Source organism: Paenibacillus sp. FSL R5-0378, from assembly GCF_038009285.1.
Lineage (GTDB): Bacteria > Bacillota > Bacilli > Paenibacillales > Paenibacillaceae > Paenibacillus_AQ > Paenibacillus_AQ favisporus.
Map to the genome: position 1 here is coordinate 2,963,039 of NZ_JBBPAY010000001.1, position 18,597 is coordinate 2,981,635.

Here is an 18,597-nt window from a genome sequence, read left to right on the forward strand (position 1 = left end):
GAAGGCGGCCGGACAGGAGAAGGTCCGGCCGCCTTTTTTTAGAAGGAGGGCTAGAATAAATGAACAGCGTACTTGAAGTGGAGGGAATCACCAAGCTATTCCGTAACCACCGCGGGGTCAAGGATGTGTCATTTACCGCCTCGGAGGGCGAAGTATTCGGATTCATCGGGCCCAACGGCGCGGGCAAGACGACGGTGCTCAAAATCATAACGGGCTTAATCCGGCCGGATCGGGGAAACGTCCGGATCATGGGGCATGATATCGCGGAGCGTTTTGAACAGGCCGTCAGCCATACGGGGTGTATCATTGAGACCCCGGAAGCTTATGAATACATGAGCGCCCGCGATAATTTGAAGCTGTCGGCACGGTTTTACAAGGATCTGCCGGCAAGCCGGATTGACGAAGTATTGGAGAAGGTCGGTCTCAAGCCATACGGCCATGAACGGGTGCGCGGCTTTTCGCTGGGAATGAAGCAGCGGCTGGGGCTGGCTTCGGCGCTGCTGTCCGCTCCGCGGCTGGTGCTGCTCGACGAACCGACGAACGGGCTGGATATCGAAGGGATGGCCGATTTTCGCAGCACGGTCCGGCAGCTGGCAGACCAAGGAATCACCTTCCTCATTTCCAGCCACCTGATCCACGATCTGAGCTTGATCGCGGACCGCGTCGGCGTGATGCGTGAGGGTCATCTGATCAGCCTGGGAAGGGAAGACGAATGGAACGGGGCAGGTCTGTCGCTGGAACAATACGTCACTTTTAAATTGCTGGAGTCCAAGGAGGGGGAGCGCGATGCACAGCTTATACGCCAATCTGCTGAATGAAACGGAGAAGCTCTGGCGGCAGCGCCGGACGAAGGGATTCCTGCTGTTGGCTCTGATCCTGCCAGTCGCTACCGTGCTGCTGTCCAGCCTTCTGAAAATGAGGGCAGGCATGCTGTTTGGACTGGAGGGAAGCCTCCCGGTGGCCATGCTTCACTTGTTCACCTTTGCGATCATTCCGCTCTACATGGCGGCTGCGGCGGCCCACTCGTTTGCCGGGGAGGTGGCGGCCCGCACGATGAAGCTGGTTCTGCTGCGGCCCGTTACGCGTGCCCGGGCGTACGCGTCTAAAGTGATTGCTATCGCGGTGTTTGCTGCTCTATGCCTTGTCGTGCTCTGGATCGCCTCAACCGTATCGGCGTGGGCGGTCGGGGGACCGGCAGGCGGCATGGCGGACAGCCTGAAGGCGTACGCCGCTTCCTTAGTGCCAATGATGGCCATCGGCCTGGTGTGCGTATTCATGGCGCAGCTGTTTTCGTCCGGAACCAGCGCCTTAATGACCATCGTGCTGATCTATGCCGCGGCCAAAGCGCTGCCTTTACTGCTGCCGCAGCTGTCTGCCTGGTCCGTCTTTTCCCACACACGCTGGGATGTGCTGTGGACCGGCAGCGGGGCGCCGGCGGGTACACTGCTCAATACGTTTCTCCTGCTGCTGTCTTATATTATAATGGCTTATGCGGCGGGACTCATGATGTTCGCGAGAAAACAGCTCTAAGGAGATTGGCCCATGTCCATCAAAACAAGACTTTTGCTTTCTTATATTGCGATGACCTTCATCCCGGTCGTTCTGTTCGCTGTGATTGCCGGAGGGCTGTATACTGTATTGTTCAAAAACATCGGGGAAGGCCGCGGCACCCCTGCCATTTGGGAAAAGGCAAGCCTTCGCGGCGAAATGGCCGCCGGCCTCAAGTTTATGATCCAGACCGAACCCGATCGGTTCGCCGATCCCTCCTTCGTAGCCAAAGCGGACGAACAGCTGACCCGATTGGATGCGGGGATCGTCGTAACGGAAGACGGCCGGATCACGTATGCCTCGGATCTGCTCCGCGGCGTCGATGTGGAGAAGGAAATCCAGAAGTGGCAGCCGGCGATGTCCTGGCACCGCTGGGGAGCGAAAGGAAGCGGCCGGTTCTCCGTGGAGAAATTCGATGTCGCGTTCAGCGGCCAGCATACGGGGGCGGTCTACGTCTTAACGGATATGAGCACATTTTTTGCGGAAGCCAAAAAGTTATTCCCGCTGATGATACTATCCCTGCTTCTGGTCATCGGGTTAACCAACGGAATTCTGACCTTTCTGGTTTCCCGGAGCCTGATCAAGCCGCTGTATGCATTAAAGCATGCCGCAGAGCAGATCAAGGACGGGGATCTGAGCCACGAAATCGCGCTGAAGCGCAAGGATGAGATCGGGGAGCTGGGGGAGGCATTTGAAGAAATGCGGAGCCGCCTGAGCGAATCGATCCGCCTTCAGCTGCAGTACGAGGATAACCGCAAGGAGCTGATCGCGAGCATTTCCCATGATCTCAAGACGCCGATTACCGGCATCAAGGCTTGCGTGGAGGGCCTTCAGGACGGGATTGCCGATACCGAGGCGATGCGGGATAAGTATATGGGGATGATCGCGAAAAAGACGGAGGATATGGACCGGCTGATTGAAGAACTGCTGCTGTTCTCGAAGCTGGATTTGAAGAAGCTGCCTTTTCATATGGAGCCGACCGATCTGAAGGGATATGTAGCGGACTGTGTTCAGGAGCTGCAGCTCGATCCCCGGATGTCCGGCGTGAAGATCGCGTGTGAACTGCCTGATAGGGAGCGCGTCCAGGTGATGGCGGACCGGGAGAAGCTGCGGAGAGTGATCCTGAATATTATCGACAACAGCCTGAAGTATTTGGATAAGGCGGACAAGGAACTGTCCGTATACCTGAGCGACGGGCCGGATGAGGCTGTGATCCGGATCAAGGATAACGGCTCCGGGATTGAAGAAGCGGCACTGCCGCATATTTTTGACCGGTTCTACCGCGCCGAGCCGTCACGAAATACGGATACCGGCGGGAGCGGCCTCGGGCTTGCAATCGTTAAGCAAATGATCGAGGGCATGGGAGGCAGAGTCTGGGCGGAGAGCCGTACCGGTGAAGGAACGAGCATTTATTTTGCGTTGCCAAAGATGACAGGAGATGGCGGTGAGCGGGCGTGAAGCGCATTTTGATTATTGAGGATGAACTGGTCATTGCGGAAGTGGAAAAGGATTATTTGGAGGCGGGCGGATATGCCGTCGACGTCGCGGCAAGCGGGGATGCCGGCCTGAAGAAGGCGCTGGAAGAGGAGTACGATTTGATCATCCTCGATTTGATGCTGCCGAAGGTGGACGGATTCGAAATCTGCCGCCAGGTCCGCGAGGCGAGGAACATTCCGATCCTGATGGTGACTGCCCGCAAGGAGGACATCGATAAAATCCGGGGACTCGGCCTCGGTGCTGACGATTATATTACGAAGCCCTTCAGCGTCGGCGAGCTTGTGGCACGCGTCAAAGCGCATCTGTCCCGCTATGACCGGCTGACGTCGGAGCATCGGCGAGAGCCGAAGAGCGAGCTGCGGCTGCGGGGAATCCGGATTGACCAGCTGTCCCGCAAGGTATTCGTGAACGAACAGGAGGTGCTGCTGACCTCCAAAGAGTATGATCTGCTGCTGTTCCTGTGCACGCACCCGAACCGGGTGTTCAGCAAGGACGACCTGTTCGAACGAATTTGGGGACTGGATGCTTTGGGGGATAACGCCACCGTCACAGTGTATATTAGCAAATTAAGGGAGAAAATCGAGTCGAACCCCTCCAAGCCGCAATATATCGAGACGATTTGGGGTGTGGGTTACCGCTTTAATGTATAGATGAAGATACGCATTTGATCCTAATAAACGTTTTTGGGAAGGCCTTTACTGTCGGTAAAGGTCTTTTTGCGTTTTCGGAGCTTTGAGGCCCGAGCGTGTTTTTATACTTTTTTTAGATTCGGTTTAGAGCCGGTTTAGAATCGGGATCTATGCTGAAGAAGGAGGTGAATCGGATGAAAAAAATGACGGTGAAGCAGCGGAAATGGCTGCTGACCCTGCACTTGCTGTTTTCGGCCGTCATGCTGGGAACGGCTGTTATTTTCTTGTTCTTGAGCATTACGGCAGCCGTCACAGAGGATGAGAGCATATTTCGCGCATGCTACAGCATCATGCATATGCTGTCCGAAAAGACGGTGCGCGTGTCCACAATCGCAACGCTCATAACCGGCATCATGCTGTCGGTCTGGACGCCATGGGGATTGTTCAAATATTACTGGATCATCGTCAAGGAAATCCTGACGCTGCTTCTGGTCATTCTCGGGCCTGTCGGCATGTATTTCTGGACGCTGCAAGCGGTCCAATACGTCTCCGAGCCGGGAATGAAGGGTATCCTCAGCCCGGAATTTACGGTGAACAACGTACAGCTGTGGACCGGGATCATTCTGCAGATCGTTTCGCTGGCAGGGTTATTTATCATTTCGGTATTCAAACCGTGGGGAGCACGGCGAGACAAAGCAAGACTCCATGTTAAAAGATGAAAGGGAGCGGTAAGGAATGGGTGGCAGGAACGAAAAGCAGGGGGAAAATGAAGCAAAAGGAGGATTCGGTACGAAATCGGAGCCTGGGCGGCAGTTTAACTCCGGTGATGCAGGAGCTGCAACGATGCCGGTCCGGATCCGCACCGTAAGGTGGATCTACGGATTGTTGGCAGCGGGTTACCTCGCCTGTGTTGTTGTGCAGGTGTTTATCGCCGGCCTCGGCATTTTGGTGGATCCCGGCGATTTGCAGCTGCATCGTGTCTTTGCGAACGTTTTTGAGTTCGTTCCTATTGTAATGTTTGTCCTGTCCTTCTTGGGGGATATCCGGGGTGGTCTAAGATGGTGGCCGCTCGCGCTGTTCGCCTTGACTGCGCTGCAGCACATCACCATTCAAAATGTGACAGGTTCGCTGCGTGCACTTCATGCGGTGGATGCGCTGCTGCTGTTCGGGTTGTCGGTGCATTTGGCTAGACGTTCCTGGCCTTGGCTGCTGGGTTCGAACCGTGCCGGGAAGGCCAGTGCGTCAGGATCCGGAGATATGAAAGGTTAGTATATGTGATGTTTTCTGACGTGTCGAAAAATATTAAGCGCTTGCATGAACTTTGTATTTACAAAATCGCGAATCCCTTGTTAGAATAAATAACAAATCAGCTTGTCCTTGCGGCTTATAGGTCGTCCGATGCCGCCCATCGAACATCCCTATGGGTTCAGCAGGAGAAGCGAGGAGACAGGGGATGCGTCAATTGTACGATAAGGACACGATCTACATCGTCGGCGATGCACAAACCTCGGTGAATAATCCGATAACCCAGCAGTACAGCGCCTTTTTTATCGGACTGGTCGTGGACACCGTCAGCCACAAAATCGTGGATGCCGCCTGTTCCTCCACGATTCCACTCACGTCGCAGTTTGTACGCTCTATTTTTCTGGGGAAGAGCATGCTCTCCCTGGAGCCGGTGGCGGAAGAGATCCGGACGAGGTATTACGGCTCTTCGCAGAAGGCGATCATCGTGGCGTTCAAGGATGCGCAGAAGAAGTACAAATCGGCGCTTTCGTCGAGGGAAACTTCGCCGGATTCATGAGCAGCAGCGATTCGGAACGATTTGAAGCCGTGTTTTCCGTGTTTCACTAATTGCATACCGCTGCTTTGTTTATCAGTATGGCGACATACGCGTAAATAAAACCCAGCAAATGACATATGCACGCCCGGGCAGCGCAGGCATATGACGTTTGCCGGGTTTTTTTATACCCAAATACGACAATCGGAGGGACTTGAAGATGAAATTGTACATATCCATTGATATGGAGGGCATTACCGGTCTGGTGGACGCGACATTCGTCGATTCCAGCCGCTACAACTACACCCGGGGCCAGCATATCATGACGGCAGAGGCGAATCACGTCATCGAAACCGCTTTTGAAGAAGGGTTCAGCGAGGTGATCGTCAACGACAGCCACTCGAAAATGAACAATCTGATCATCGAAAATCTCCACCCGGACAGCAAACTGATTTCCGGCGACGTCAAACCATTTTCGATGATGCAGGGGCTTGACGGAAGTTATGCGGGAGCCGTCTTTCTCGGCTATCACTCGATGGCTGCCCGAAAGGGCGTCCTCAGCCATACGATGATTTTCGGCGTGCGGAACATGTATATCAACGACGTCTCCGTAGGCGAATTGGGATTTAACGCGTACGTGGCGGGACATTACGGCGTGCCGGTACTGATGGTGGCCGGTGACGACGAGACCGCTATCGAGGCCGAAAGTCTGCTGCCCGGCGTGACGACGGCGATCGTCAAGGAGCGTATTTCCCGCACATCGGCGCTGTGTCTGTCACCGGAGAAGAGCGGACGGTTGCTCCGCCAGAAGATGGCCGAAGCCATTGCCGGCCGCGACCGCGTCAAGCCGCTCGTTCCGCCGGAACGCCCGCAGCTGACGATCGAATTCGCGAATTACGGGCAGGCGGAATGGGCCCATCTGATGCCAGGCACCACGATCGAACAGGGATCGCCAGTCGTCTCGTTCCAGGCCAAAGATATTCTTGAAGCGTACCAGGCTATGCTGGTCATGACTGAACTGGCTATGCGAACATCCTTCTGCTGATGAAGGCCGCCTGTTTTCCGAAAATACGCTGTCAGGTTTATCCGAGGTAGATGGACCTGAAAGAATGCACCATATGCCGAGTAAAGAGAGGGTGAGATTCATGGCGCAATACATTTTGAAGCGTTTCTTATCCATGCTGGTCACGCTGTGGCTGATCGTCACGGTCACCTTTTTCCTGATGCACTCGATTCCCGGCTCTCCGTTTGACCGCGACGGGAAGGAAGCAAGCGCAGCGGTCGTGCAGAACATGATGTCGTTCTACCATCTGGACAAGCCGCTGGGCGTCCAGTATTTGCTGTATCTCAAATCGCTGCTGACCTTCGATCTCGGGCCATCGATATCCCATTACCCGACAACGGTGAACACGATGATCGACCGCGGCTTCCCGGTATCCTTCCAGCTCGGCGCGGCGGCCATTCTGCTGGCGATTGCAGCCGGGATTGCACTGGGGACGGTGGCTGCTCTGAAGCAGAACGGCATCATCGACTATATCGCCATGGTGCTGGCTGTCATCGGTATTGCGGTGCCGAGCTTCGTGATTGCACCGCTCCTGATCAAATATGTCGCCGTCAAATGGGGGCTGCTGCCGGTCGCTTCGTGGGGAACGTGGAAGCATGTCGTGCTTCCGGCCTTCGCTCTCTCGGTTGGACCCATCGCCACGATCGCGCGTCTCACCCGGGCCAACCTGATTGAGGTGCTCACCCAGGACTATATGGAGACGGCTCGCTCCAAAGGGCTGTCACCGGCGAGGATGATCGTCAAGCATGCGCTGCGCAATGCGGTGCTGCCCGTGGTGACGCTGCTCGGCGCGCTGCTGGCCAACGTGCTGACGGGGAGCTTCGTCATCGAGAAAATCTTCGCGATCCCCGGCATGGGGAAATACTTCGTGGACGGCATCAACAATCGGGATTACGCCGTCATCATGGGCACGACGGTCTTTTACAGCGCACTCCTCATCTTCATGATGTTTATTGTGGATATCGTGTACGGGTTCATCGATCCCCGTATCAAGCTGCATAGAAAGGGGGCCTGACGCATGCAGGTACCGGACCATTTGTTTACCCCAATGTACAGAACGGCCGGAGAACAGGAGCGGATCGTCAGGCCGCGCCAGTCGTTATGGCAGCAGGCCGTACGCAGTTTGCTCCGCAACAAGCTGGCCTGCTGCGGACTCGCCCTGATCGTGCTGCTGGCACTGCTGGCCGTGTTCGGCCCGCTGCTGACGGATCAGAGCTACTCCGGCCAGAATCTGCTCAGCGCGAACCAACCTCCGTCCGGCGCGCACTGGTTCGGAACGGATGACCTTGGGCGGGATGTCTTCGCCAGGATTTTGTACGGTTCGCGCATCTCGCTTACGGTCGGTTTGGCCGCCGCCTTGATCGATTTTTTCATTGGTATCATTTACGGCGGCATCGCCGGATATTTCGGCGGGCGCGTCGATAACGCGATGATGCGTTTCGTCGATATGCTGTACGGCATTCCTTATCTGCTTGTAGTCATTCTGCTCATGGTCGTAATGGGCCCCGGGCTGCTGACCATTATATTGGCATTGACGGCGACGGGGTGGATCGGGATGGCGAGGATTGTCCGCGGGCAGGTGCTTCAACTGAAGTCGTCGGAGTACGTTCTGGCCGCCCGGACCTTGGGGGCCGGGTCGTGGTACATCATCCGCAGGCATATGCTTCCCAACGCCGTCGGGGTCATCATCGTGCAGGTGACGTTTTCCGTGCCTTCGGCCATTTTCGCCGAAGCCTTCCTCAGCTTCCTCGGTCTCGGCATCCAGCCGCCGCTGGCGAGCTGGGGAACGATGGCCAACGATGCCCTGCCGACCATTCTGTCCGGCAACTGGTGGAGGCTGTTCTTCCCGGCCTTTTTCATTTCGGTGACGATGCTCGCCTTCAACCTGTTGGGAGATGGACTCTTGAACGCCTTTAATCCGAAGCAAAGGAGGTAACGGAAGATGAACAACGACGCGCTGCTCGAAGTGGACAATTTGCATGTTTCGTTCTCCACCTACGGCGGGGAGGTGAAGGCCGTCAGGGGCGTCAGCCTCCGCCTGCACCGGGGAGAGACGCTGGCGATCGTCGGCGAATCCGGCTGCGGCAAAAGCGTCACCGCCCGCAGCATCATGCGGCTCCTGCCCAAGAACAACTCGAAAATTACGGAGGGCAGCATCCGTTTTAACGGACGCGAGCTGACGCGTTTGAGCGAAAAGCAGATGCGTGACGTGCGCGGCTCGGACATCGCGATCATCTTTCAGGACGCGATGACCGCGCTGAATCCGACCATGACGATCGGGGAGCAGCTGATGGAGGGCGTCATCCGCCACCAGCGGCTGTCCCGGACGGAGGCGAGGAAGCGGGCGGTCGAGATGCTGCAGTTTGTGGGCATCCGCGACCCGGAGCTCCGGCTGAAGCAGCACCTGCATCAGTTCAGCGGGGGCATGAGGCAGCGGATCATGATCGCGATGGCGGCGATCTGCAGTCCCGCCGTCCTGATCGCGGACGAACCGACCACCGCGCTGGACGTCACGATCCAGGCGCAAATCCTGGATCTGTTCCGCATGCTGCAGCGCACGACCCAGGCTTCGCTGATCATGATTACGCACGACCTCGGCGTCGTCGCCAGCATCGCCGACCGCGTCAATGTCATGTATGCGGGGCAGGTTGTGGAATCCGCACCGGTCAAGGAGCTGTTCCGGAATCCGCAGCATCCGTATACGCGGGGGCTGCTCGATTCCATCCCGCGCCTGGACCGGCCAAGAGGGGCGAAGCTCGACGCGATCCCGGGCACCCCGCCGGACCTGTTCGCACCTCCGAAGGGATGTGCGTTTGCCGCCCGGTGTCCTCACGCGATGGAGGTATGCGGCCTGTTCCCGCCGGACAGCGTGAAGCTGGACGGAGAGCACACCGTAGCTTGCTGGCTGCAGGACGCCCGGGCCAGAACGATGCCGCCGCAAGGGCCGGCGCAGGTTGAAACCGCATCGGCCAGCCAGGGATAAGGCATGAAGAGCACAGTTTTATCATTTTGCGGGAACAGGATCCTGCTTCAGGTTTGCTCTGCAAGCCTTAGGACTTGACCATAGATCAGCGTCTTGAATAGCGCAAGCTCATGAATAATGGAATAGCTTGTATTTGCAGCAACCAACCAATTCGGGATTAAGGGAGAGGGTCTCATGGAAAAGGCTGTCGTGAACAAGGCTGTGAAAAGAAGGTTAATACTGGCGCTGCTGACGTGCATGCTGCTCAGTCTGCTGCTGGCCGCATGCGGCGGCGGAACCGAAGGAGCAAGCGGCGGTGGAGGAGATACCGGAAGTAAAATCCTCCTGTACAACAACGTTCGCGAGCCCACTTCGCTCGATCCGCCGATCGGCTTCGACCAGGTTTCCTATGACATTTTGAACAATGCGATGGAGGGCATGACGCGTCTCGGCAAGGACCAGTCTCCGGAGCCGGCTATGGCGTCCGAGTGGAAGGTATCCGAAGACGGACTCCAATACACGTTCACGCTGCGCGACGGCGTACAGTGGAGCAATGGCGAGCCGGTAAAGGCGAGTGACTTCGAGTTTGCCTGGAAAAGAATGCTCGATCCGAAAACGGCGTCTTCTGCCGCGACGCTGGCCTATGTGTTTAAAGGAGCGGAGGCTTTTAACTCCGGCAAAGGGACGGCGGACGACGTGCAGGTCAAAGCCGCTGACGACAAGACGCTGGAAGTGACGCTGGCCCAGCCGGCCCCCTGGCTGCTGAGCATGCTGGCGAATCCGGCCTTCTTCCCGGTGCCGCAAAAGACTGTGGAGTCCAATCCGAACTGGACGGCGGAGGCCGATACGTTCGTCAGCAACGGCCCGTTCCGCATCTCCCAGTGGAATCACGATTCCGAGCTGAAAATGGTGAAAAACGATAAATATTGGGATGCGGCGAACGTGAAGCTGGACGGCGTCACGTTCAAAATGATCAACGATTCCAACACGGAATACCAGCTGTACCAAAGCGGCGAGCTGCACATTGCCGGCGTTCCCGCCGATATGAGCGACCAGCTGTTCTCGGAAGGCAAGGTGAACGTTCAGGATTCGGCAGGTACGTATTTTTACCGCTTCAATACGACCATGAAGCCGTTTGACAACGCCAAAATCCGCAAAGCCTTTGCGCTCGCGGTGGACCGTCAGAAAATCGTGGACCTGGTGGTCAAGCAGAAGCAAAAACCGGCCGGGGGTTTCGTATCCTACGGACTCAAGGAGCCGGACGGACGTGATTTCCGCGAGGTGGGCGGCGACCTGATTACATTTGACGCAGCGCAGGCCAAGAGCCTGCTTGCGGAAGGCATGAAGGAAGCGGGATACAGCACGCTTCCCGAAGTGACGCTGACTTACAATACAAACGATTTACATCAGAAAATCGCCGAAACGCTGCAGGCCATGTTCAAGGAAAACCTGGGTGTCGACGTCAAGCTCGCGGGCAAAGAAGGCAAAGTCCTCACCGCGGAACAGAAGCAGCTTCAGCTGCAGTTTTCCCGGTCGTCCTGGCTGCCGGATTTCGCCGATCCGATCAACTTCCTGGATATTTTCGAAAGCAAAAGTCCGAACAACCGTACGGGCTGGAGCAATGCCGAATACGACAAGCTGATCCAGGCCGCTTACCAAGAGACGGACGAGGCGAAGCGCTATGACCTGATGCACCAGGCCGAAAAAATCCTGATGGACGAGGCGCCGATCATGCCGATGTATTTCTATGATTCGGCTTATCTGCAAAGCGACAAGCTCGTCGACGTGGTGCGCCATCCGTACGGCTACATGGACTTTAAGTGGGCTGATTTGAAATGAGAAGGCTGAGACCGTTCATGCATGCTGCCGATTCGAAGGTGCAGGCCGGTGCCGGGAAAAGGCCGATCCGGCCGGCCCGGTTGGTGCCGGGGGACACGGTGGGTATCACCGCCCCGGCGAGCCGCGGGGACGCGGAGGCGATCCGCCGTTCGGCCGAAGTGTTCGAAGAGCTTGGCCTGAAGGTCCGGTTTGGCGATTCGCTGAACCGCGGCCACGGCTACCTCGCCGGAACCGACGCCGAGCGGGCCGCGGAGCTGAACGCCATGTTTGCGGATCCCGGCATTCAGGCCATCGTTTGCGCCCGTGGAGGCTATGGCACCGCCAGGATTGCGGAGAAGCTCGATTACGATCAGATCCGCCGGCATCCCAAAATTTTGTGGGGGTACAGCGATATCACCTTCCTGCATGCCGCCATCTGGAAGATGACCGGATTGATCACGGTGCATGGGCCGATGATGATTTGCCTGGGAGACAAGGATGTGCACCCGTTGACCCGGCAGAGCTTCGCCCAGCTGGTCCGGCCCGAGCCGTTCCGCTACACCGAGGACATCACCCCGCTGCATACCTTGGTGGAGGGCAAAGCTAAGGGCCCGCTCGTCGGAGGCAACCTGACTTTGCTGACGAGTACGCTCGGTACGCCGTTTGAGATCGATACCCGGGGCTGCCTCCTGTTTATCGAGGATATCGGGGAGGAGCCGTACCGGATCGACCGTATGCTGAACCAGCTGCGGATGGCGGGCAAGCTGGAGCAGGCGGCCGGTATCCTGGTGGGCGACTTCCGCGATTGCGAGCCGGTCAAGCGCTCGATCTCCTTTACCTTAGAGGAGGTCGTCCGGCATTATGTGACCGAAGCGGGCAGACCTTCCCTGATGGGCTTCGGGATCGGGCACGGCTCACCCAACGTCGCGGTTCCGCACGGGATGGAAGCCGAGCTGAGCACGGCTGACAAAAAGGTGGAAGCGCTGGAGTCAGCCATTATATAGAGGAGGCAACCGGCAAATGCGAATACATGATATCGAAGTGCTGCGCAAGTACACGCCGCTGACCAAACCGTTCAAGACGGCGCTGCGCACGGTTCATCAAGCCGAATCGATTGTGGTGAAAATGACGGCCGACGACGGAAAAGTGGGCTGGGGCGAGGCGCCGGCCACCGTCGTTATCACAGGCGACAGCCTTGAGGCGATCCAGTCCGCCATTGAGCATACATTCAAGCCGCTGCTGATCGGCCAAAGCCTGCTCGCCTACGAGCAGATCCTGCAGTCGCTCCACCAGGCTATGGTCGGCTGTACCAGTGCCAAAGCGGCCATCGACATGGCCGTTTATGATTTGGTGGCCCAGCACGGGCGTATGCCGCTGTACCAATTTCTCGGCGGGTACCGCGACCGGATCGAAACGGACTTTACGGTCAGCGTCAACTCGCCCGAGGAAATGGGAGAAGATGCGGCCCAATACGTTCAGGCTGGATTTACCGTACTGAAGATCAAGGTCGGCAAGGATGACATCGAGCATGACATCCGCCGCATCCGGGAAATCCGGCAGCGCATCGGTAGCGACGTCAAGATCCGCCTGGACGCCAACCAGGGTTGGCAGGCCAAGGAGGCGATCCGTTCCATCCGGAAGATGGAGGACATGGGGCTGAACATCGAACTGGTGGAGCAGCCGGTCCGGGCCGGGGATATTTACGGGCTGCAGCAGGTGACCGCCGCGGTGGACACCCTGATTATGGCCGACGAAAGCGTCTTTTCTCCGGTGCAGGCGCTGGAGGTGCTGCAGCGGCACGCTGCCGACCTGATCAACATCAAGCTGATGAAGGCGGGCGGCATTTACAAGGCGCAGCTGATCAACCAGCTGGCTGAAGAATACGGCGTCGAGTGCATGGTGGGCAGCATGATCGAATCCCGATTGGCGGTGACCGCCGCCGCCCATTTCGCCGCGAGCAAAAAGAACGTCACCCGCTACGACTTCGACGCGCCGCTGATGCTGCACCAGGATGATGTCGTCGGCGGCGTCATGTACGACGGCCGGGTAATGACCTTCTCGGATGCGCCGGGTCTGGGCATTACCGACGTGCGCACGACGGACGAAGTGGGGGTATGGTGATGGCGGATCGAGACGATCAGGCCGTATCCCCGGCATGGCGGGTGGTCAGCGTTCCGGTAGCCACCGTCTGGACCAGTCCGTCCTCTCCGCGGGCGCTGGACGCGCCGGCTCTGGCCGGGTTCGCCCCTAGCGAACCTGGGAGTGGCAAACGGGAGGCCACGGATCCATCTGATTCGGGGAACCCGTTGGAGATGGAAACCGATCCGGCGAATGCGCGGGGGAGCGGCATCGAACCATGGCTCGCCGCCATGACGGTATCGGATAAGCTCGACCTGTGCGCGGCCAACCGCGTGCAGACCCAGGCGCTGTACGGCACGGCCGTCCTCGTCTATGAGGAGCAGGACGGATGGAGCCGGGTCGCCATCCCGGGCCAGATCTCGCCCAAGGATGAGAACGGATATCCCGGCTGGATTCCGACGGAGCAGCTGCTGCCATTGAGTGAGGAGAAAGCGCATCGGCTGCTGGACAGCGGCGGAAACGTTCCCGGCGCCGCTGCTGCTCCAGCTTCTGCGATCGTTACGGCACCTACGACGGACTTGGAGCTGTTGTCCTCATCGGCGAAGCTGCGTATCAGCTTCCTGACAAGGCTGCCGCTGGCGACCGAGGAGGAGCGGGGGACGGTGCCTGAGGTAGAACCCGGCGATGGAGTTCAAGCCGTAAAGGGTTTACAAGCCGAAACGGTAGCGGGACCCGCTGCTGGAGCTTTTCCCCAAGCAGGGAGTGTTCCGAGAGATGGCGTTGGGGCAGGTGCAGATTATCGTGGGGATGCTTTTGTCGTCGTGCAGACCCCGCACGGTCTTGCCCGGATCAGACGGGCAGACGTACAGGTGGTGGCTGAGCCAGGGGAATACCCGGGCTCTCGTGCGGATGAACAGAATAGGGGCAAGGCCATCGTGGCGCAGGCCAAGCGCTTTCTGGGACTGCCTTACTTGTGGGGAGGCATGTCGGCCTGGGGCTACGACTGCTCAGGGTTTGCCCACTCCATGCATCTCGCCTGCGGCATCGTCATCCCAAGGGACGCCTCTGTCCAGGCGCTGCACGGAGCCAGCATCCCGCCGGAGGAGCTGCAGCCGGGGGATCTGCTGTTCTTTGCCTATGAGCAGGGCAAGGGACGCGTCCATCATGTCGGCATCTACGCCGGGGACGGGCACATGATCCATTCGCCGGATTCGGCCAGCTCGGTGGAGCTGATTCCGCTGAAAGGGTATAAGCTTGCTGACGAGCACTGCGTCTCCCGACGTTATTGGACGTAACGAGGCAAGGCTTTGCCCGGGCATCGCATTTCAACTCGAAGCGTTCTGTAAGCTGCTCCCAGATTACAATAACCAGAGAATCACAATGAACACTTCGAGCGACAACAAACTCCCGGTCGGTTCTATGACGCCGGGAGTTTTTGCGGACATCCCCCGAATGGAGCACAGCCCGTGCAGGCACATTCAGGTATATTTTAACGGAAACCACCCATATTAAGGGAATCAAGGCAGAAGCTGCTCGCAGGGTGGGGGAATGATGACTGTGGAAAGGCATGAGGAAAAGCATTTTAACGCATCGGATTTGATCAGGGATATTGTGATCGGAATGTCGGACGGTTTAACGGTTCCGTTTGCCCTTGCCGCCGGCTTGTCCGGGACCGTACCGAATACGAGCCTGGTCGTTGTGGCGGGGATGGCTGAAATCGCTGCGGGTGCTATCGCAATGGGGCTCGGCGGATATCTTGCCGCCCGGACGGACCGGGAGCATTATGCATCCGAACTCGTGCGGGAGCACGAGGAAATCAGGGAAATACCGGATCAGGAAAGGGAGGAAGTGGCCGATATCCTGAGAGAGTGGCATTTTCCCGAAGAAATTGTGGAATCGGCGGTGGATGCCATCTGCCGGGACTCGGACCGATGGGTTCAATTTATGATGAAATATGAGCTCGGGCTCGAAGAACCCGAGCCTAAGAGGGCGCGCAACAGCTCGCTCACGATCGGACTGTCCTACATTATAGGGGGTGTCATTCCGCTGTCCCCTTACATGCTGATCAGGCAGTCGGGCACAGCTTTATCCGTTTCGGTGATCGTCACGCTGATTGCCTTATTCGTATTTGGCTACGTTAAAGGAAGGTTCACCGGTACCCGTCCGTTCCGCAGTGCCTGGCAAACAACCATTGTAGGCGGAGCGGCCGCCGGAATCGCATTTTTTATTGCAAGACTCATATCTTGAGGGTTAACTCTCAATGACTGTGTTCAGCGGATGAATCCGGGATGTTCTCTAGTAAAACGACAAATACTTCATTATATTCTCCGCCTTCTCCTCGTCCAGCAGCTGCATCAGCTTCGGCCTGACTTCCTCCACAAAAGCAGCCTCGATTTCAAACGTTTCTTCGTTGGTTACATTCCCCTCCATTGTGACAGCGGCTTCGATCAAGAGCGCCAGGGCCGAAAAAAAGTCGGCCAGCGAGTCTGCAAGGGGAAATGCTCCGGATCCATCGATCCGCCCATACACCGGGGATGCCGGCGAGGCGGTGTCGACGATCAGCGGGTCATCGTTGTAATTGGCAATGACCACATGCTCCGGAGGCCACGAAGGGGATGCTTGGTACGGCTCCCCCGTTCCCAGCCAACGGTATCCCAACTGCTGGCGAAACAAATGCTCCGGCTTCGGAAAGAAAAGAACGGCCGCATCTCCGATTTCCACGGCGGCGCTTTTCATTCCGAGCGATGTTATATGATCAGAACCACTTCTTATTTCATATCTGGTGTAAAAATGCTGCAGTTCCGGCGAAAGCGGAATCCGATCATCCACGCCGGGGTCACAGAACTCCGCCAACGGGCGGATGTCCTGCTCTTTGAAAAGTCCGTATGCCTCGTTATATTGATCCTGCCATTTTAGAAAAGATGCCATGGCTTGGTCCAGCACATCCATCAAGTTTCACTCCCTATAGATCCTTTAATAAAAATCGAAGTAGCCGCGCCAGGTGCCGTCCTTTTTATGCTTGGCAAAATAAAAATTGCCGTCATCCACGATGTTGAGCCCGGCTTTGGCGTCTGAGGCGATTTGGAGGACAAAAGCGTATCCATCTCCAAAGTCAATGCCAGGCTGGGTGAAGGCGGCATATCCGCCAAGCTTGTGAACACGATATATTTTCCCGGCAATATCCTCGAAATAATTCAGCCCTTCCAGCTCTTCCAGTCGCAGAATCTCTTGTCTGTACGCTTCGGGTATATCATCGCTGTCCCATTGCGGGGAGTCATCTTGACAAAGCTCTGGGAACAGCGGGAAAGGTTTGATCGCCATAAAAGCAGGCCCGAAGTCTTTCAAGACCAATTTCCCGGTATCGCTGTACTCTCGGATGCACATATATCCGCTCATATCATCGTGATCCAGGACGTTAGGTGACAAACATACGGTCAGCAGTTCGGTTTCCTTCAGTTCGTCCGGAACATAGGGCAGCGCGGGCAGATATAGCTGAAGGATGGGAGCCATCGCCTCTCCGTCCACATCGACGGGCAGTTCCTCATCGGGCAATGCCAGGTTGACTTGTCCGATCCAGCACTGCTCCACCGAGAGGCTAGGCCTGCTTCCACCTGTTTGAAAAAGGGTCGCCGTGCGCTGCAAGGCGCTTTGAAGCTCTACAATCCGTTCTTACTCATACTTGCATCCTCCTATAAGTGCCCATGCTCAGGTCACCCCTGCGTCCATCTAAAAAAACGAAGATCTTCCATATATCATCATGTATGTACACGTAAGCAACTTTGCCGCTTCTTTACGGAACCCTTCTCGGGTAGGTCATTGTTCGGTCCCTCTGCTTAACCCTCGGCAAATATGCCGTTGTTCGGATCCCGCTGCTTACCCTCCGGAAAGTAGTAACCCATATTCCTTTCATCCTACGTATCCGTCCGCACATCGTCCCATTCCTGGCCCATATATCCAGTCAGCCAGTTTAAGGCACGGTGACGCTCATACACGACGCCTGCGTTGAGGCCGCCGGGAGCCGGCTGTCCTTGAATCCGGCTGTCGACGCAGAGCCAGTCGTAGCGGTAGATCAAATCGGCAGCGTCGAGAATTTCCTTACTGCTCCGCAGCCGTGAGCCCGCTAAAAAGGCATCAAACGAATCATACTGCTGCAGCTTGGAGACGGCTTCGGGGACATCGCAAATATCTGTCGGGCTCCCCAAGGCGTCCACATGGCCTAAGGCCCACAGCAGCACCCAAAAGCCTTCATACCGCCAGGAGAACGGGACCGCTTCGGATTCATCCGCTTGACCGTTTTGGATAAACGCCTTCTCCTCTGGGGAAAAGAAGCCGTCCGCCCCGTACTGGGCCGTAATTCTCGAGATCAGCTCCCGGGTATCCTCGGGGCTTTCGCCCGCACCGATGCATTCGCCCTTGACGGCGGTAATGCAGAGGGCGACGGCGCGCTGTGCGGTTTCCGCGATCGTCCGGATTCGTCCCGCGGCTTCATCGCCGAGCCGTCCGGGCATCGGAGGCATCTTCTGGAAGCCTTGCGCCGACAGAACCGCTTCGGACCGCGCTTTGCGCTCCGTACCGGAAGCTGTCTCCGGCTCCTCGCCATGGAGGAAGCTCGTATGGGCGGTGACGGTGTAATCGTCCACTTCCGAGCGGCCGTCCGTACCCAGCAGCAGCCGTCCTTCCGGATTCAGCAGCTGCCCGCCGCCCCAGAACATCAGCCCGTCCAGCGTCCTGATCATTGACAGCAGCCGGGTGAACAAGGACTCCGAAATGTCGTCCTCCGTTTCGACGCCGATGACCATATTGAGCGTGCTGATCTTGATCAGCAGCTTTTGCTGCAGCGGTTCGTTCTCCGCAGGGATCTGGGCAAAAAATTGCTCCATGCCGCTTCGCATGCTTGCAAACTCATCCGGGTGCGTTTTGCTGGTCATGATGTTAAAAGCGGTAGCCTTTCGGCGAAGCCAGCCCTTGCTGACGATTTCAATCCGGGTTTTGCTCTCATTGACGCTCATTTTTCCATTCGGGTCGATCGCCTTCATCAGGTCCACGATCTGATCCAGATCGAAGGTTGAGCTGTACAGCGCACAATTCTTCACAACGATTCTCCTCCCACATGTACCAGTAACTGTGTGCAAAAAGCACACATCAACCATTTTATACCGAATTCGTGCACGACTTCCAGACCGGATCTCGTCAGCAGCAATGTCCTCGAAAACCTCCCACCTTT

19 protein-coding genes are annotated in these 18,597 nt (G+C 57.1%); 16 read left to right on the forward strand and 3 right to left on the reverse strand.

From position 1 onward, the window contains the following. Positions 1 to 59: 59 nt before the first annotated feature. The 16 genes from MKY74_RS13855 to MKY74_RS13930 all read left to right on the forward strand — a co-directional run bounded on the left by MKY74_RS13855 (position 60) and on the right by MKY74_RS13930 (position 15,620). Positions 60 to 818 (forward strand): ABC transporter ATP-binding protein, encoded by a 759-nt coding sequence (locus tag MKY74_RS13855; RefSeq protein WP_076168768.1) that lies wholly within the window; start codon positions 60 to 62, stop codon positions 816 to 818. Next, the gene (locus tag MKY74_RS13860; protein ID WP_076168765.1) at positions 787 to 1,530 is read left to right on the forward strand and encodes an ABC transporter permease; all 744 of its coding nucleotides are present in this window, start codon (positions 787 to 789) and stop codon (positions 1,528 to 1,530) included. Before MKY74_RS13855 ends, MKY74_RS13860 begins: the two co-directional genes overlap by 32 nt. A gap of 12 nt (positions 1,531 to 1,542) precedes the next feature. Continuing rightward, positions 1,543 to 3,006 (forward strand): sensor histidine kinase, encoded by a 1,464-nt coding sequence (locus tag MKY74_RS13865; protein ID WP_076168763.1) that lies wholly within the window; start codon positions 1,543 to 1,545, stop codon positions 3,004 to 3,006. Then, the gene (locus tag MKY74_RS13870) at positions 3,003 to 3,695 is read left to right on the forward strand and encodes a response regulator transcription factor (RefSeq protein WP_076168760.1); all 693 of its coding nucleotides are present in this window, start codon (positions 3,003 to 3,005) and stop codon (positions 3,693 to 3,695) included. The genes MKY74_RS13865 and MKY74_RS13870 overlap by 4 nt, the downstream gene beginning before the upstream one ends. A gap of 173 nt (positions 3,696 to 3,868) precedes the next feature. Beyond that, a complete protein-coding gene (locus tag MKY74_RS13875; protein ID WP_076168758.1) occupies positions 3,869 to 4,393 on the forward strand; it encodes a hypothetical protein in 525 nt (174 codons plus the stop codon). Between the two features lie 16 nt (positions 4,394 to 4,409). Next, complete coding sequence (locus MKY74_RS13880) at positions 4,410 to 4,943, forward strand: DUF6220 domain-containing protein (protein ID WP_076168755.1); 534 nt, start codon at positions 4,410 to 4,412, stop codon at positions 4,941 to 4,943. A gap of 193 nt (positions 4,944 to 5,136) precedes the next feature. Beyond that, positions 5,137 to 5,475: a DUF3870 domain-containing protein gene (locus MKY74_RS13885; RefSeq protein WP_076169587.1), complete on the forward strand. Its 339-nt coding sequence runs from the start codon at positions 5,137 to 5,139 to the stop codon at positions 5,473 to 5,475. 196 nt (positions 5,476 to 5,671) lie between these two features. Beyond that, positions 5,672 to 6,496: a M55 family metallopeptidase gene (locus tag MKY74_RS13890; RefSeq protein WP_076168752.1), complete on the forward strand. Its 825-nt coding sequence runs from the start codon at positions 5,672 to 5,674 to the stop codon at positions 6,494 to 6,496. A 100-nt stretch (positions 6,497 to 6,596) separates the two neighbouring features. Then, positions 6,597 to 7,529 (forward strand): ABC transporter permease, encoded by a 933-nt coding sequence (locus tag MKY74_RS13895; protein ID WP_076168749.1) that lies wholly within the window; start codon positions 6,597 to 6,599, stop codon positions 7,527 to 7,529. 3 nt (positions 7,530 to 7,532) lie between these two features. Beyond that, positions 7,533 to 8,450 (forward strand): ABC transporter permease, encoded by a 918-nt coding sequence (locus tag MKY74_RS13900; RefSeq protein ID WP_076168746.1) that lies wholly within the window; start codon positions 7,533 to 7,535, stop codon positions 8,448 to 8,450. A gap of 6 nt (positions 8,451 to 8,456) precedes the next feature. Then, positions 8,457 to 9,497 carry an ABC transporter ATP-binding protein gene (locus MKY74_RS13905; protein WP_076168743.1) on the forward strand — a complete coding sequence of 347 codons (1,041 nt, stop codon included), beginning with the start codon at positions 8,457 to 8,459 and terminating at the stop codon, positions 9,495 to 9,497. Positions 9,498 to 9,734: 237 nt separating this feature from the next. After that, positions 9,735 to 11,315, forward strand: a complete 1,581-nt coding sequence (locus tag MKY74_RS13910) for a peptide ABC transporter substrate-binding protein (RefSeq protein ID WP_432206603.1) — start codon at positions 9,735 to 9,737, stop codon at positions 11,313 to 11,315. Positions 11,316 to 11,332: 17 nt separating this feature from the next. Next, the gene (locus MKY74_RS13915) at positions 11,333 to 12,298 is read left to right on the forward strand and encodes a S66 peptidase family protein (protein WP_076168740.1); all 966 of its coding nucleotides are present in this window, start codon (positions 11,333 to 11,335) and stop codon (positions 12,296 to 12,298) included. A 16-nt stretch (positions 12,299 to 12,314) separates the two neighbouring features. Beyond that, complete coding sequence (locus MKY74_RS13920; RefSeq protein WP_076168738.1) at positions 12,315 to 13,415, forward strand: mandelate racemase/muconate lactonizing enzyme family protein; 1,101 nt, start codon at positions 12,315 to 12,317, stop codon at positions 13,413 to 13,415. Further along, a complete protein-coding gene (locus MKY74_RS13925; RefSeq protein WP_076168735.1) occupies positions 13,415 to 14,668 on the forward strand; it encodes a C40 family peptidase in 1,254 nt (417 codons plus the stop codon). Before MKY74_RS13920 ends, MKY74_RS13925 begins: the two co-directional genes overlap by 1 nt. Positions 14,669 to 14,921: 253 nt before the next feature. Further along, positions 14,922 to 15,620, forward strand: a complete 699-nt coding sequence (locus MKY74_RS13930; RefSeq protein ID WP_244169208.1) for a VIT1/CCC1 transporter family protein — start codon at positions 14,922 to 14,924, stop codon at positions 15,618 to 15,620. Between the two features lie 48 nt (positions 15,621 to 15,668). On the opposite strand, the gene MKY74_RS13935 is transcribed toward MKY74_RS13930, so the two are convergent. The 3 genes from MKY74_RS13935 to MKY74_RS13945 form a co-directional block, all read right to left on the reverse strand. Beyond that, a complete protein-coding gene (locus MKY74_RS13935) occupies positions 15,669 to 16,322 on the reverse strand; it encodes a hypothetical protein (protein ID WP_076168730.1) in 654 nt (217 codons plus the stop codon). A 24-nt stretch (positions 16,323 to 16,346) separates the two neighbouring features. Then, complete coding sequence (locus tag MKY74_RS13940) at positions 16,347 to 16,961, reverse strand: DUF1963 domain-containing protein (protein ID WP_244169207.1); 615 nt, start codon at positions 16,959 to 16,961, stop codon at positions 16,347 to 16,349. Positions 16,962 to 17,284: 323 nt separating this feature from the next. Next, positions 17,285 to 18,466 (reverse strand): DUF4272 domain-containing protein, encoded by a 1,182-nt coding sequence (locus MKY74_RS13945; protein ID WP_076168725.1) that lies wholly within the window; start codon positions 18,464 to 18,466, stop codon positions 17,285 to 17,287. Positions 18,467 to 18,597: the final 131 nt, after the last annotated feature.